At 56.2% G+C, this 13,639-nt stretch carries 17 protein-coding genes; 7 read left to right on the forward strand and 10 right to left on the reverse strand.

Annotated features, from left to right (window positions below; genetic code table 11):
- The 4 genes from ACWYRJ_RS09375 to ACWYRJ_RS09390 form a co-directional block, all read right to left on the reverse strand.
- A partial coding sequence (locus ACWYRJ_RS09375) for a pyruvate kinase (RefSeq protein ID WP_455507778.1) occupies positions 1–475 on the reverse strand: 475 nt, incomplete at its 3' end.
- Between the two features lie 7 nt (positions 476–482).
- Positions 483–779 (reverse strand): protein YnhH, encoded by a 297-nt coding sequence (gene ynhH / locus ACWYRJ_RS09380; protein WP_420889903.1) that lies wholly within the window; start codon positions 777–779, stop codon positions 483–485.
- A 73-nt stretch (positions 780–852) separates the two neighbouring features.
- Complete coding sequence (locus tag ACWYRJ_RS09385) at positions 853–1,998, reverse strand: trans-sulfuration enzyme family protein (protein WP_455507798.1); 1,146 nt, start codon at positions 1,996–1,998, stop codon at positions 853–855.
- 11 nt (positions 1,999–2,009) lie between these two features.
- Positions 2,010–3,380: a pyridoxal-phosphate dependent enzyme gene (locus ACWYRJ_RS09390; protein ID WP_455507779.1), complete on the reverse strand. Its 1,371-nt coding sequence runs from the start codon at positions 3,378–3,380 to the stop codon at positions 2,010–2,012.
- Positions 3,381–3,780: 400 nt separating this feature from the next.
- On the opposite strand from ACWYRJ_RS09390, the gene ACWYRJ_RS09395 reads away from it, so the two are divergent.
- The 4 genes from ACWYRJ_RS09395 to fumD all read left to right on the forward strand — a co-directional run bounded on the left by ACWYRJ_RS09395 (position 3,781) and on the right by fumD (position 6,620).
- Positions 3,781–4,803, forward strand: coding sequence for a methionine ABC transporter ATP-binding protein (locus ACWYRJ_RS09395; protein WP_045910313.1), 1,023 nt, complete (start codon positions 3,781–3,783; stop codon positions 4,801–4,803).
- Positions 4,796–5,464 (forward strand): methionine ABC transporter permease, encoded by a 669-nt coding sequence (locus ACWYRJ_RS09400; RefSeq protein ID WP_149366738.1) that lies wholly within the window; start codon positions 4,796–4,798, stop codon positions 5,462–5,464. The genes ACWYRJ_RS09395 and ACWYRJ_RS09400 overlap by 8 nt, the downstream gene beginning before the upstream one ends.
- 23 nt (positions 5,465–5,487) lie before the next feature.
- Positions 5,488–6,300, forward strand: a complete 813-nt coding sequence (locus tag ACWYRJ_RS09405; RefSeq protein ID WP_008500616.1) for a MetQ/NlpA family ABC transporter substrate-binding protein — start codon at positions 5,488–5,490, stop codon at positions 6,298–6,300.
- 110 nt (positions 6,301–6,410) lie between these two features.
- On the forward strand, positions 6,411–6,620 hold the full coding sequence (gene fumD / locus ACWYRJ_RS09410; RefSeq protein ID WP_008500615.1) for a fumarate hydratase FumD: 210 nt from the start codon (positions 6,411–6,413) through the stop codon (positions 6,618–6,620).
- Here fumD and ACWYRJ_RS09415 read toward each other — a convergent pair.
- The 4 genes from ACWYRJ_RS09415 to ACWYRJ_RS09430 are packed head-to-tail and all read right to left on the reverse strand — an operon-like array spanning position 6,601 to position 9,695.
- Positions 6,601–7,287, reverse strand: a complete 687-nt coding sequence (locus ACWYRJ_RS09415) for an amino acid ABC transporter permease (RefSeq protein ID WP_455507780.1) — start codon at positions 7,285–7,287, stop codon at positions 6,601–6,603. The two genes, fumD and ACWYRJ_RS09415, sit on opposite strands and share 20 nt — an antisense overlap.
- Positions 7,271–8,047, reverse strand: coding sequence for an amino acid ABC transporter permease (locus ACWYRJ_RS09420; RefSeq protein ID WP_249575862.1), 777 nt, complete (start codon positions 8,045–8,047; stop codon positions 7,271–7,273). Before ACWYRJ_RS09420 ends, ACWYRJ_RS09415 begins: the two co-directional genes overlap by 17 nt.
- Positions 8,047–8,862 (reverse strand): amino acid ABC transporter ATP-binding protein, encoded by an 816-nt coding sequence (locus ACWYRJ_RS09425; RefSeq protein WP_274242868.1) that lies wholly within the window; start codon positions 8,860–8,862, stop codon positions 8,047–8,049. Before ACWYRJ_RS09425 ends, ACWYRJ_RS09420 begins: the two co-directional genes overlap by 1 nt.
- 2 nt (positions 8,863–8,864) lie before the next feature.
- Positions 8,865–9,695, reverse strand: a complete 831-nt coding sequence (locus ACWYRJ_RS09430) for an ABC transporter substrate-binding protein (protein WP_181899764.1) — start codon at positions 9,693–9,695, stop codon at positions 8,865–8,867.
- Positions 9,696–9,940: 245 nt separating this feature from the next.
- Between ACWYRJ_RS09430 and ACWYRJ_RS09435 the strand changes: the two genes are divergently transcribed.
- Positions 9,941–10,108 carry a hypothetical protein gene (locus tag ACWYRJ_RS09435; RefSeq protein WP_038419198.1) on the forward strand — a complete coding sequence of 56 codons (168 nt, stop codon included), beginning with the start codon at positions 9,941–9,943 and terminating at the stop codon, positions 10,106–10,108.
- 94 nt (positions 10,109–10,202) lie between these two features.
- Here ACWYRJ_RS09435 and ACWYRJ_RS09440 read toward each other — a convergent pair whose 3' ends face one another.
- A complete protein-coding gene (locus ACWYRJ_RS09440) occupies positions 10,203–10,343 on the reverse strand; it encodes a hypothetical protein (protein ID WP_003857665.1) in 141 nt (46 codons plus the stop codon).
- 125 nt (positions 10,344–10,468) lie between these two features.
- Between ACWYRJ_RS09440 and ACWYRJ_RS09445 the strand changes: the two genes are divergently transcribed.
- Entirely contained in the window at positions 10,469–11,251 is a 783-nt protein-coding gene (locus tag ACWYRJ_RS09445; protein ID WP_455507781.1) for an MBL fold metallo-hydrolase, read from the forward strand.
- A 72-nt stretch (positions 11,252–11,323) separates the two neighbouring features.
- The gene (locus ACWYRJ_RS09450; protein WP_109844381.1) at positions 11,324–11,959 is read left to right on the forward strand and encodes a carbonic anhydrase; all 636 of its coding nucleotides are present in this window, start codon (positions 11,324–11,326) and stop codon (positions 11,957–11,959) included.
- Positions 11,960–11,987: 28 nt separating this feature from the next.
- Here the strand turns inward: ACWYRJ_RS09450 and ACWYRJ_RS09455 are convergent, their stop codons facing one another.
- Positions 11,988–13,583 (reverse strand): FAD-NAD(P)-binding protein, encoded by a 1,596-nt coding sequence (locus tag ACWYRJ_RS09455; protein ID WP_455507782.1) that lies wholly within the window; start codon positions 13,581–13,583, stop codon positions 11,988–11,990.
- Positions 13,584–13,639: the final 56 nt, after the last annotated feature.

Consider the following 13,639-nt stretch of genomic DNA (forward strand, 5'->3'; position numbering starts at 1 on the left):
TAACGCCTTTGTTTTCGCCCAGGTCGCCGTTGTTCAGTACTTTACAGATAACCTTGTTGCCTTCGATAGCGGTAACTTCCATACCGATCAGACCATCGTCTACCAGCACGGTGTTACCAACGGACAGATCGTTGGTGAAGCCTTCATAGGTCACTGCAACGATTTCGCTGTTGCCGACAACGGATTTGTCGGTGGTGAAGGTGAAGGTCTGGCCAGCTTTCAGAGAGACGTCGTTACCGCCTTCCAGTTTGATAGTACGGATTTCTGGACCTTTGGTATCCAGCAGGATCGCGGCTTTTTTACCGGTCTTGCTCATCACGTTGCGCAAGTTCTGGATACGCTGACCGTGTTCTGCGTAGTCACCGTGGGAGAAGTTCAGACGCATCACGTTCATGCCGGCATCCAGCATTTTGGTCAGCATCTCTTCAGATTCGGTTTTCGGGCCGATAGTACAAACAATTTTCGTCTTTTTCATGACAGTCTTAGTCTTTAAGTTGGGAAGGATATGGAAATCTCGCTCCGGGGGCGCACCGCCGCGGAGTCAAACCTGTGTTGCAAAAGAGTATATGACACGCACTAAGGATAGGAGACATCAAATGAGCGTGCAGAAGAAAGTGTGCCTGAGTGACAGCCCAACGAAGGAGAGGAGAAGTTGTACGTTGTTTTTTGTATTCCAAGCGCTGAAACCATTCACCAGGGATTAGGCGCGCATTATACGCTGATTTGAAGATAAAAGGAAAATGGAAACGGTGTTTCAAAAATAATCTATGCAGTTTCACATAATATTGTTATCAAGGCGTTAAGCCATGATGACAACTTATAGCGGCAGGTGAGGGACCTGCCGCATTTTGCTTATTTTTGCAGCGCCTGGCTGAGGTCGGCAATCAGGTCTTTCGGATCTTCAATCCCGACTGACAGGCGGATCAGCTGCGGCACAATGCCGTTTGCCAGGCGTTGCTCGAGCGGAATCGACGCGTGCGTCATGCTGTAAGGCTGGCTCACCAGACTTTCCACGCCGCCCAGGCTTTCTGCGAGGGTGAACAACTTCAGGTTGCGAATCACCTCGGCGGCGCATTGCGCATCGCCTTTTACCACGACGGAAATCATCCCGCCGGGCAGGGCCATCTGGGTGCGGGCAAGCTGATATTGCGGATGCGACTCCAGGCCGGGATAGAACACCTTTTCGACCAGAGGGTGCTGCTCCAGCCATTGCGCAATCGCCAGCGCGTTGGTGCTGTGCTTTTCGACCCTCAGCGCGAGCGTGCGAATACCGCGCAGCGTCAGGAAACTGCTGAACGGATCCAGGACGCCGCCCACCGCGTTTTGCAGGTAGCCCAGCTTATCCGCCAGTTCCTTGTTATCCCCGACAATCGCCAGCCCGGCGACCACGTCAGAGTGGCCGTTAAGGTATTTGGTGGCAGAGTGAACCACGATATCGAAGCCCGACTCCAGCGGACGGTGGATCACCGGCGACGCGAAGGTGTTATCCGCCACGCTGATGACGTTATGACGACGGGCGATTGCCGCGATGGCCGCCAGATCCGCCAGCTTCAGCAGCGGGTTGGTCGGCGTCTCGACCCACACCATACGCGTATCCGGGCGGATGGCGGCCTCGAGCCCGGCGAGGTCGTCCGGTTTAACCCAGCTGACCTGCAGGCCGGTGCTGCGCTTGCGCACGTTTTCGATCAGGCGGTACGTCCCGCCGTAAACGTCATCAATGGCGACGATATGGCTGTCTTTATCCAGCAGTTCGAGCACCGTGGAGATGGCCGCCAGGCCGGAGGCGAAGGCGTAGCCGCGCGTACCGCCCTCCAGTTCGGCAATCGCGGTTTCCAGCGCGTGGCGGGTAGGGTTGCCGCTGCGCGAATACTCATAGCCGGTATGCTCGCCGGGTGACGGTTGCGCAAACGTCGAGGTGGCGTAAATCGGCGGCATGACGGCGCCGTGCTGGTCGTTGAACTCGCCGCTGTGGACGCTCAGGGTAGCCAGGTTTTTCATCATCTGTTCCTTTATTGCTGAAGACGGTTGCGCCAGGCGGTCAGAACGTCGCTGCGCGTAATCAGACCGAGAAAACGGTCGTTGTCATTAATGACGGCCACCAGGCCGCGGTCGAAGATGGCGTGCAGGGCGCTTTCCGGTGCGTGTTTATCAAGAAACTCCACCTGACGCGTCATGGCTGCCGTCACCGGCAGCGCGAAGCGATCGCCGTCGCCGCCGATATGCCGCAGGAGATCCCACTCGTCGATAATGCCCACCACCTTGCCGTTCGCCAGCACCGGCAGCTGGGAGATGTCATACAGACGCATGCGTGCCAGAACGGTGGAAAGCGTGTCGTCCGGGGCCGCGGTAACGGTGGCGCCTTCATCGTGGCGCAGGGCGATGTAGTCAGAGAGGTCGCCGGCCTGAGGACGCGTGATGAGCCCCTGCTGTCGCATCCAGTCGTCGTTGAACATCTTCGAAAGATACTTATTGCCGCTGTCGCAGGCGAAGGTCACCACGCGCTTCGGCGTGGTCTGCGCCTGGCAATACTTCAGCGCGGCCGCAAGCAGCGTGCCGCTGGAGGAGCCCGCCAGAATGCCCTCCGTTTTCAGCAGCTCGCGCGCGGTGGTGAAGGCTTCGCGGTCGGTGATGCGCCAGGCGCGATTCACCCCTTCAATGTGGGCCAGCGGAGGAATAAAGTCTTCGCCAATTCCCTCAACCAGCCAGGAGCCCGCGTCGTGGTAGCGTCCGGTTTCCACCTGGTCGGCCAGAACGGATCCGGCCGGGTCTGCCAGGACAAATTCAGTATGCGGAGAGTGCTCGGCGAACCACGCCTGCAGGCCGCCCAGCGTGCCGCCTGAGCCGACGCCCACGACGATGGCGTCGATCCTGCCGTCAAGCTGCTCGTACAGTTCCGGCGCCGTGGTTGTGCGGTGCGCCAGCGGGTTGGCTTCGTTGTTGAACTGGTCGATGTAAAACGCGCCGGGAAGTTCGTTAGCCAGGCGCTGGGCGTAATCCTGGTAATAGGCCGGGTGGCCCTTATTGACGTCGGAGCGGGTCAGCACCACCTGGGCACCCAGCGCGCGCAGGTGGAAAATCTTCTCGCGGCTCATTTTGTCCGGCACCACCAGAATCAGCGAGTAGCCTTTCTGGGCGGCGATTAGGGCCAGGCCGAGACCGGTATTGCCCGCCGTAGCCTCAATTATCGTGCCGCCAGGCTTCAGCTTACCGGTACGTTCCGCTTCGTTAATCATCGACAGCGCAACGCGATCCTTAATCGAACCGCCCGGGTTCTGGTTTTCCAGCTTCAGAAAGAGCGAGCAGGGACCGGTATCAAGCTTATGCAGCTGGATCAGCGGGGTACGACCAATCAGTTCGGTGACGGAGTGATAAATCGTCATGATGTTTTCCTTTCTGGATGTCATGACGGGATGATAGGGCGGTGAAATTTTCTCAATAAAGAACCATTCACTGCCGTTTAGAACAGAAAGGAATATAAATGCCATTTCTGGATGGCAGGACAGCAAGACGTAAAGTTGTCTGGATGTGAGGATGGCTATATCGGGATAAAATGCTGCAAAAATGACCGTTTTTTGCGCCCGTCCGCCAGCAGATATGCATCCGGCAGATAATCATTGCTGAAATTGGTCTAAATGCTGCCCACCCGGTAAATCCGCTGTTTATTTCGGAAAGTTATAACACATTCTTTTTTGTTCATTTAAAAGCTGGTAACGGCTGTTTACTATCGTTTGGACATCCATACTGCTAAACCGCCACGGGCGGCACGGATAATGAATAAGAATGATTGTACTGAGCAATATTTCGAAAGTTTTTGACAACGGAAAGGTGGCACTCACAGCCGTTGATAACGTCAATTTGACGATAGCACAGGGACAGATATACGGGATCATTGGTTACAGCGGCGCAGGTAAAAGTACGCTTATCCGCCTGCTCAACGGGCTGGAAAAACCGAGCAGCGGCAGCGTAACCATCAACGGGCAGAACATTTCTGCCGCAAAAGGTGAAGCGCTGCGCCAGGCGCGTCTGAAGATCAGCATGGTGTTTCAACACTTTAACCTGCTGTGGTCGCGCACGGTCAGCGAGAATATTGCGTTCTCGATGCAAATTGCCGGCGTACCGAAAGCCGAAATTAAGGCCCGCGTGGCCGAGCTTATTGAACTCGTTGGCCTGAAAGGCCGCGAGCATGCCTATCCGTCGCAGCTGAGCGGTGGTCAAAAGCAGCGCGTGGGTATTGCGCGTGCGCTGGCTAATCGCCCGGATGTGCTGCTCTGCGATGAAGCCACCTCCGCGCTTGACCCGCAGACCACCGATCAGATCCTCGATCTGCTGCTGGATATTAACCGCCGCTTTAAGCTGACCATCGTGCTCATCACGCACGAGATGCACGTGGTGCGCAAAATCTGCGACCGCGTGGCGGTAATGGAGAACGGTAAGGTGGTGGAAGAGGGAGACGTGCTGAGCGTCTTTACCCATCCGCAGCAGCCGATTACGCAGCAGTTTGTGCGTCAGGTGAGCCAGTACGCTGAAGAAGAAACGTTCAATACCGAACTGGCAAACGATCTGGAAGGGACGGTCATCAGGCTGACCTTTACCGGGCACAGCACGCATAAGCCGATTGTGGGCGAACTGACGCTGCGCTACGGCCTGCCGTTTAACATCCTGCACGGAAAAATGACCCAAACCGCTCACGGCGTGTTTGGTCAACTCTGGGTGCACGTCGTGGCATCTGACGAACAACTGAACAATATCCTCGCCGACCTGCAGCACAGCGATATTGAAGGCGAGGTGATTAAACATGGCTGAGAATCTCTTTCCGCATCTCGAGTGGGATCAGCTCTGGGCGGCGACGCTTGAGACGCTGTACATGACCGCGCTGTCCGGCGTGGCGACCTTTGTGCTGGGCATCGTGCTGGGTCTGGCGCTGTTTTTAACCGCGCGCGGCGGTCTGTTCCATAACCGCACGGTCTACAGCGTGATTTCGATCGTGGTGAACGTGTTCCGCTCGATTCCGTTCATCATTTTGATTGTGCTGCTGATCCCGTTCACCAAGACCGTCGTCGGCACCATTCTTGGCGCCAACGCGGCGCTGCCGGCCCTGATAGTGGGTGCCGCACCGTTCTACGCACGCCTGGTGGAGATCGCCCTGCGTGAAGTGGATAAAGGCGTGATTGAAGCGACGCGCTCGATGGGCGCACGACTGAGCACGCTCGTGTTTCGGGTTTTACTGCCGGAATCATCACCCGCACTGGTATCAGGTATTACGGTGACGCTGATTGCGCTGGTGAGCTACAGCGCAATGGCGGGGGTGATTGGCGCCGGTGGTTTGGGAAATCTGGCTTATCTGGAAGGATTCCAGCGCAACCATGGTGACGTCACGCTGGTGGCAACGGTGACCATTCTGATCATCGTTTTCATTATCCAGTTCTGCGGCGATGTCATTACTTCACTGTTAGATAAACGCTAATAAAGACACACAGGAACCACATCATGAAAAAGACACTGACACTGATCGCCGCAGCAACCCTGAGCGCCCTGAGCTTCGCCTCCTGGGCCGACACCCTGACCGTGGGCGCGTCCAACACGCCGCATGCGGAAATTCTGGAGCAGGCAAAGCCGATTCTGGCGAAGCAGGGTATCGACCTGGAGATTAAACCGTTCCAGGACTACATTCTGCCGAATACCGCGCTGGCGGGTCATGACATCGACGCGAACTATTTCCAGCATATTCCTTACCTGAACAGCGTGCTGAAAGATCATGCGGGCGATAAGGACTACGATTTTGTCAGTGCGGGCGCGATCCACATTGAGCCAATTGGCATCTACTCCAAAAAATACAAGTCGCTGAAAGACCTGCCGGAAGGCGGCAAGATCATCATGCGTGACGCGGTTTCTGAAGAGGGGCGTATTCTTTCCATCTTCGAGAAAGAGGGCGTGATCAAGCTGAAGCCGGGCATCGATAAAGTGACCGCGCGCATCAGCGACATCGTCGAGAACCCGAAAAAGCTGAAGTTCACGCCTAACGTTGAAGCGTCTCTGCTGCCGCAGATGTACAACAACAACGAAGGCGATGCGGTGGTGATCAACGCCAACTACGCGATTGACGCCGGTCTGGATCCGGTTCACGACCCGATTGCGGTAGAGAGCGGTGAAAACAACCCGTACGCCAACATCATTACCGTACACCGCGGTGACGAGAAGAAGAAAGATATCGTCGCGCTGGTGAACGTGCTGCACTCGAAAGAGATTCAGGACTGGATCCGCACCAAGTACAAAGGCGCGGTTATTCCTGTAAACAACTAATTTACTGATTTTACTGATGAAGCCCGGCGAGTCTCTCGCCGGGCTTCTTTTTTGTATCCGGCTGGAGAATCATTTAAGCTCAACGTTTAAAAGGCAATGGAGTGATGACGATGGGTAACGTGACCAAAGATGAAGCGCTGTACCAGGAGATGTGCCGGGTGGTCGGAAAGGTGGTGCTCGAGATGCGTGATTTAGGGCAGGAGCCAAAGCATATTGTCATTGCCGGAGTCCTGCGTACCGCGCTGGCGAACCAGCGCGTTAAACGCAGTGAATTGACAACCGAAGCAATGGAAACGGTGGTTAAAGCGCTGGCCGGGTAAGGTGCCAGCGCTTCGCAAGCTGCTCGAGCGAGCAGCAGAGCAGGTAGTAAACCACGCCCGTAAAGATAAAAATGGCCGCCGGGTAGATTTGCACCCGGTTGTTGACCTGTCCCGCCACCGTGGTTAGTTCAGGGACGTTCACGATAAACGCCAGCGACGTATCCTTCAGCAGGCTAATAAAAATCCCCACCAGCGACGGCAGAATATTCCTCAGCGCCTGCGGCAGCAGCACGCGCAACAGAGTTTGTTGGGTGCTGAAGCCCTGAGACAGCGCGGCCTCGTACTGCCCGGACGGCAGCGCGCTCAGCCCGGCCAGGACCGAGTGCATTACTGTTGCTGCGGTAAACCAGGCCAGCGCCAGCGTGACGGTCAGCGCCCCCGGCAGATCCCCCCCGGTCATAAGCGGCAGGAGATACCACATCCAGAAAATTACGAAGATGAGCGGGATACCGCGAATCAGCTCTGCCCATAAAAAGAGGGCCTTTCGCACGAGTCCGGTAAAGCGCCAGGCCAGGCATGCGAGCGCAATTCCTCCAGGCAGCGCGATAACCGCAGCGCCTGCTGCCATCATTAACGAAAGCAGTACGCCTCCCGGTTCACCCGTTGCCGCGCGTCCCCACAGTAGATAATCGAGGTTATCGGTGATGACATTAAATCCGGCAATCATGTTTTTCACTCCCTGCGATGACGACATTCGGGCGTTTACGTTTCGCCTGTGGCCCAAGGCGTACCAGCACCATCCCCATGACCAGGCCGGTCAGCAGATAGAGCACGGTACCGAGGGTAAACGCCTCCAGCGCGTGCGCGTTATAGCTTTCGATCTGCCTGACCTGATAGGTGAGCTCGGCGAAGCCAATCCCGCTGGCGAGCGAGGAGAGCTTCATCAGATTGAGATACTGGCCCACAACGGGCTGCCAGGCGTTAGCCAGGCCCTGCGGCAGAAGGATGAAGCGAAACAAGCGCCACGTGGAGAATCCCTGGGCGAGCGCCGCCTCCCGCTGCCCGGCGGGCACGGAACGCAATCCTGCTTCCACCTCTTCGATTAAAAACGCCGAGGTAAAAACGCCCAACCCCCAGGCAGAGCATAAAAATTCGGGCGTAAACCACCAGACGTCGCCGGGCAGAATTGACCAGCTGTGATCGGCGTTGACCGCGTCGCGAAACGCCTGCGGCAGCCCGTTCCAGGCGGCAAAATACCAGAACAGTAGCTGCACCAGCAGCGGGGTATTGCGAAAGAGTGATACCCAGCCGCTGACGATCGCTTTCCCGACGCGTCCGCCGGACAGGCGCAGAAGCATAAAGAGCAGTGCGAGCAGGCTGGCCAGCACGATCCCCGCCAGCGTCACCCACAGGGTGGTGAGGAATCCGGAGAGTATCCACTGCAGAGGCTGTCCGGTCAGTACCCCCTGCCAGTCGAGCGCGGGCATTACAGATGCTCCTGATGCAGCGGGTTGAGCACCTTTTGCAGGAAGCGCTGCGCGCGCGGATGCGCTGGCTGGCTGAAAAACTGCGCCGGCGGGGCGGTTTCCAGAATTTGCCCGCCGTCGATAAAGACAATCCGGTCGGCGATTTCCCGGGCAAACTGCATCTCATGAGTCACCACGATCATCGTGATCCCGCTGTGGGCGAGGGCTTTCATCACGAACAGCACTTCACCAATCATCTCCGGATCCAGCGCGGAGGTGGGTTCATCAAACAGAATGATTTGCGGTGAAGAGGCGAGGGCGCGGGCTATCGCCACGCGCTGCTGCTGCCCGCCGGAAAGCTCCGCCGGGTAATGGTGGGCTTTTTCCAGCATCCCGACTTTCTCCAGCAGGGCCAGCGCGCGCTCCTGAGCAGGATGCGGCTTCCAGCCGTGAACGTGCTCCAGTGCCAGGGTGATGTTCTGGCTGGCGGTGAGATGGGCATAGAGATTGAACTGTTGGAACACAAACCCCACGCGGCTTCGCAGCTGACGCAGCCCGGTACCGGAGAGCTTTCCGGTAGGCTTGTTGTCGACCAGAATCTCCCCGCCGCTCAGGGTTTCAAGCTGGTTGATAAGACGGATCAGGGTGGATTTACCGGAGCCTGAAGGGCCGAGGATGGCAACCACTTCTCCGGGCGTGATGGTGAGGTTAATATCGTTTAAAACCTGATGGTCACCGTAGCGTTTGTCCACATGACGAAACTCGACGCTGGCCTGTTCCAGATGTGAAAAATCCGCGGCACCGGCCGCGGAGTGTGAAAATAAACCTGAGAGCATAATTACCTGGCTTCTATTTTAAAGGCGCGCGGCTGTGGAGCAGGGGTGCCAGGACCAAACCAGACATCATAGATTTTTGCCGCCTGACCGGTCTTCTCGAGATTAACCAGTTCGTCGTTAACGGCCTTCAGCAGCGCCGTTTCACCTTTCTTCACCCCCACGCCAATCTCTTCTTTACTGAGCAGGTCGGGCAGGATTTTGAAGTTGGCTTTGTCCGGCGCCTGCGCCAGCAGACCGGCCAGAATGGTGCTGTCCTGGGTAATGGCCTGGACGTTGCCGTTGCGCAGTGCAGTCAACGCCAGTGGGATGTCGTCATAAGAGAGGACGCGGGACTGCGGGAAACGCTGGTGCAGAGCCTGCTCGCCCGTCGTTCCTTTGACTGCGCCAATGCGCGCCCGGCTATAGTCATCAAGCTTGTCCGGTGATTTTGCCGGAACGAGGAACTGCTGGCCGGTAACGAAGTAAGGGGTAGAAAAATCAATGACCTGTGCGCGTTCCGGGGTGATGGTGATATCCGCCACGATCAGGTCGGCTTTGCCGGACTGCAGCAGCGGAATGCGGTTGGCCGGATTGGTGGCAACCAGTTCAAGCTTCACGCCGAGCGATTTTGCCAGCGCTTTGGCAAAGTCCACGTCATAACCCACGATCTCATGCGTTTTGGCATCAATCGAGCCAAACGGCGGGTTGGCGTCAAACGTGGCCACTTTCACCACCCCTGCTGCCTTAATATCCGCCAGCTGATCGGCCTGTGCCTGCGCTGAAAGCAGGCTCCCCGCCGCCAGTAATCCCAGAACCAGTGTCCGTTTGGTAAAACCTTTCATATTTGCTGCCATAGTCATTCGCCATCCCGTTGTTTTTGTTTTACCCCGTTACGCTCCCATAAGGGAAAGCTATCGCCAAATAAGAAATCGTTCTTTGCTATGAGCAAAAAAGCATTAGTGAACAAGGTGTTAATGAAGCGTGAAAAGGACGGGGTGCTATTTGCAGATCCTGCACATAGACAGTGGATTTTGGTATTTCCCCTGCACGGGATTTGGGTGCTTAACTGAGGTCAGACACGGCGAGAGAGGGTAAGACGATGAAAAAGTGGATCAGCACGTTACGGCGGTTTTTTGCGGCCCGGCCAGCGAATGCGGAGAACAGCGCGCAACGTGTTCTTGAGTCGATACTGCCTGTCGCCAGCCTGTATGGCGTAGACGTTGCCAACATTGACCCGGAGTGGTTCCATGATAAAACGTCACGCTGAACTGCGCCGCACGCGCGAAACCTACTGGAACGAGGTGTGCGTGACGTTTAACGAGTGAAATAAAAAAAGCACCGGTTTCCCGGTGCTTTTTTTATTAGATCTTGCAGGCGTCGCCGCAGTCATCGTCGGCGACAATCGCCTGCGCTTTTTTGTCTGCATCGTCCAGACGTTCCGCATTACGCTCTTCTGCTTCATCCAGACCGTTAAAGACTAAGTTATCGAGATCAATTTCCATGTTGCACCTGCTCTGTTCAGTTTTCGATACCGGCACAGTATAGGGTAAAAAAAGCCAGCAATGTACCTCGCAGCACATAAGGATAATCCCTGCCATACTCAGTGCTTTATCGCTGAGGAGAGCACATGATTACACTCTGTAAAACCTGTGGAACCGCCTACGATACGCAGCCGGACAGATGCCCGATTTGTGAGGATGAACGCCAGTATGTACCCATCACGGGGCAGGCGTGGACCGATCTCGATACCGTCACCGCGGCGCACAGCAACAAATGGCAGCAGCTGGAGCCGCGATTATTCGGTATCAAAACGGTTCCTGCGTTTGCGATTAACCAGCGGGCGCTGCTCCTGCAAACGCCCCACGGCAATATCCTCTGGGACTGCATCGCCAACCTCGATCCCGCAACCCAAACCCTCATCGCCGCCCTTGGCGGCATCAGCGCGATTGCGATTTCACATCCGCACTATTACACCACGATGCAGGAGTGGGCTGCGGCGTTTGATGCGCCGGTGTACCTGCACGCCAGCGACAAAGAGTGGGTGATGCGCGACAGCCCGGCCATTCATTTCTGGGAGGGGGATACGCTGGAGATTTTCCCGTCGGTTACCCTGCTGCGTCTGGGCGGGCATTTTGCCGGGGGAACGGTGCTGCACTGGCAGGAGGGGGACGGGGTATTGCTGGTTGGCGATATTCTGCAGGTCACGCCGGGTAAAGACGCCGTCTCGTTTATGTGGAGCTACCCGAATTATCTCCCGCTGCCGGCCCGAACGGTGGCGTCGGTGGTGAGTCATCTCGAAGGCAAAACCTTTGAACGTCTTTACGGCGCGTTCGAAGGGCAGAACATCCTGGCCAGTGCTGACGAGATCGTGCAGCGGTCGGGCCAGAAATATATTGCTTGTCTGAAGTAAACCACGATGGGTAAACTTTACGAGTGTGATCTCGATCATGCCTAAACTAAAACAGATAAAAGAGACATTGCTATGCAACATATCATTGAAGGTTTTCTCAGCTTTCAAAAAGAGATTTTCCCGCAACGTAAAGAACTCTTCCGCAGTTTAGCGTCCAGCCAGAATCCCAAAGCGCTGTTCATCTCATGCTCCGACAGCCGTCTGGTCCCGGAACTGGTCACCCAGCAAGAGCCAGGACAACTCTTTGTCATTCGTAATGCTGGCAACATCGTGCCGCCGTTCGGACCGGAGCCTGGCGGTGTGTCCGCAACCATCGAATACGCCGTGGTGGCGCTGGGCGTCACGGATATCGTGATTTGTGGTCACTCCAACTGTGGCGCAATGAAGGCGATTGCCGATAACGCGAACCTGGAGCCGATGCCTGCGGTGTCACACTGGCTGCGCTATTCCGACGCGGCGAAAGCCGTGGTTGAGAAGAAAACCTGGGATAAGCCGATCGATAAGGTCAATGCGATGGTGCAGGAAAACGTGTTTGCGCAGCTGAGCAACATCAAGACCCATCCGTCCGTTGCGGTGGGCCTGCGTAATAACTCCATCCGACTGCACGGCTGGGTGTACGATATTGAAAGCGGCGAAATCCTCGCGCTGGATAAAGCGACGAAAAGTTTCGTTTCGCTGTCGGAAAACCCGGAAGTCTTCTTCGAGTAATTACCAACAGCAGGGCATGGAAGCCCTGTCAGATCTCAATATACGGTAACTTTCTCCGCGATCCCGACGCGGGTTTTTCAGCCGCCTTCGCCATCGCTTCTGCAATCTCTGCACATTCTGCCAGCCCCTGAACGAAGGGACGGTCGTGCATCAGCCACGGTATCGCGCCGAAGGCGATGCGTCCGCGCACGGTGTCAGGCGCTTTTAAGGTGTAATCCTCGCCGATATCGGGTATCCGATCTCCCGTTGCTTCCAGCTGTTTTCGCAGCGTCCGGAAGGGCAGATCTTTCGTTTTGAGCGGCTTTTGTCCGCGTGCGTCAATAAATACGTCGAAACGATAGACGGTCTCTTTTGTGGTTATCACCGTTCGATCGCTGCCAACGTCGAGCGTGTAGTCGTCACCGAGCGCGGCCACGCTGATGATGCCGGCTTCGCGAAGTGCGAGCAGCCTGCGGATAGACTGCGGAGGAATGGCGGCATAATTGTCGATAAATACCCGAGCCAGCCCCTGACTGAAGCGTTCGCCGTCTTGCTCATCGAGATGGGGGACGATCTCCTGAACCACTTCATGCAGCCGAAGCACGGTATAGCGCCAGGCCACGGTACGGCGTTCCCGTTTGTTGCGTTCAACCTCGTTGAGATTCTCTTCCGCCCAGGTAAAGGGGCCGTGGCGTTTACGATCCTCAAACCAGGCCTCACGAATAGTGTCCGCATTCAGCGTATGCAGAGACATTTTCTCGCACCATGCCGGATCGGCAAGCTGAAGCTCTTTGACCATCAGGGCAAAAATGCGGTCAAGCAGGCCATCCGGTCCTTTGGCTATCTCGCTTTCCACCACGAATTCGGTCAAAACCGACAGCGGTTCGTAAGGAATAGGGCAGTAAAAATCGGCTTCCGGCAGAATGCCCGTCCGGGACATCAGCGTAATGTGTAACTCTTCGCTGCCGTTGTCGAGGATGAATTTACCGTCACGAAACTCACCGTGCTGCATCACCACCGCCATAGCCGCGTCGAGACCGCTCAACGAGGTGCCCATAATGCCCACGCGGCAAGGGGGAATGCTGGCATCCATCAGGCCGGACCACGGGCTTGGGAAGAACGTGCGCGTGGCTTCATCCTCCTCTGGCCAGACGTGGCCGGTGGCGATAACCGCCAGGTCGAATTTATCCGGTAGGGCGCGGTCGTTGACCGAAATCGTCACGCCGGTTGTTGAAGGGTTGATGTCGGTGACCTTCGCTGATTCATGGACTTCAACCTGGAATCCCAGCTTTTTCGCCTCTTTTACGATTGATCGAAAGCTGTCGCGAAAATACTCCCCCAGCAGGATCCTGGGCAGGAACTGCCGATCGTGCAGGCGGGCTTTATCAACCTTAAAACGCGACAGATGGGCGTCGCTCTGTTCCTTGAGCCAGTCGAGGTAGGTCATAAAAATGGGCGGGATTTCAATGCTCGCAATGTTCGCTAGCATCAGCCGGGAATTATCGTCGTCGTTATAGGGCATACCCACGCCAGCTTCATCGGCCTGTTCGAAAACGGAAACTGAGAGCGGCGTGCTGTTCTTAAGCAGGTGATAAAAAGTGTAAATCCCTGTGGGGCCGGAGCCGATAATCGCGATCTTCTTCATCAACACGTTTCCTGTGTTTTTTTCCATAGGAAAAGCGTAGCAGCAGAACAATGAAG

The organism is Enterobacter sp. (assembly GCF_977039595.1).

Excerpts from the sequence above, each read along its gene's own strand:
- ACWYRJ_RS09385 (WP_455507798.1), bottom strand. The coding sequence starts at position 1,998 with ATGAAAAACCTGGCTACCCTGAGCGTCCACAGCGGCGAGTTCAACGAC.
- ACWYRJ_RS09390 (WP_455507779.1), bottom strand. The coding sequence starts at position 3,380 with ATGACGATTTATCACTCCGTCACCGAACTGATTGGTCGTACCCCGCTG.
- ACWYRJ_RS09395 (WP_045910313.1), top strand. The coding sequence starts at position 3,781 with ATGATTGTACTGAGCAATATTTCGAAAGTTTTTGACAACGGAAAGGTG.
- ACWYRJ_RS09400 (WP_149366738.1), top strand. The coding sequence starts at position 4,796 with ATGGCTGAGAATCTCTTTCCGCATCTCGAGTGGGATCAGCTCTGGGCG.
- ACWYRJ_RS09405 (WP_008500616.1), top strand. The coding sequence starts at position 5,488 with ATGAAAAAGACACTGACACTGATCGCCGCAGCAACCCTGAGCGCCCTG.
- fumD (WP_008500615.1), top strand. The coding sequence starts at position 6,411 with ATGGGTAACGTGACCAAAGATGAAGCGCTGTACCAGGAGATGTGCCGG.
- ACWYRJ_RS09415 (WP_455507780.1), bottom strand. The coding sequence starts at position 7,287 with ATGATTGCCGGATTTAATGTCATCACCGATAACCTCGATTATCTACTG.
- ACWYRJ_RS09420 (WP_249575862.1), bottom strand. The coding sequence starts at position 8,047 with ATGCCCGCGCTCGACTGGCAGGGGGTACTGACCGGACAGCCTCTGCAG.
- ACWYRJ_RS09425 (WP_274242868.1), bottom strand. The coding sequence starts at position 8,862 with ATGCTCTCAGGTTTATTTTCACACTCCGCGGCCGGTGCCGCGGATTTT.
- ACWYRJ_RS09430 (WP_181899764.1), bottom strand. The coding sequence starts at position 9,695 with ATGGCAGCAAATATGAAAGGTTTTACCAAACGGACACTGGTTCTGGGA.
- ACWYRJ_RS09435 (WP_038419198.1), top strand. The coding sequence starts at position 9,941 with ATGAAAAAGTGGATCAGCACGTTACGGCGGTTTTTTGCGGCCCGGCCA.
- ACWYRJ_RS09440 (WP_003857665.1), bottom strand. The coding sequence starts at position 10,343 with ATGGAAATTGATCTCGATAACTTAGTCTTTAACGGTCTGGATGAAGCA.
- ACWYRJ_RS09445 (WP_455507781.1), top strand. The coding sequence starts at position 10,469 with ATGATTACACTCTGTAAAACCTGTGGAACCGCCTACGATACGCAGCCG.
- ACWYRJ_RS09450 (WP_109844381.1), top strand. The coding sequence starts at position 11,324 with ATGCAACATATCATTGAAGGTTTTCTCAGCTTTCAAAAAGAGATTTTC.
- ACWYRJ_RS09455 (WP_455507782.1), bottom strand. The coding sequence starts at position 13,583 with ATGAAGAAGATCGCGATTATCGGCTCCGGCCCCACAGGGATTTACACT.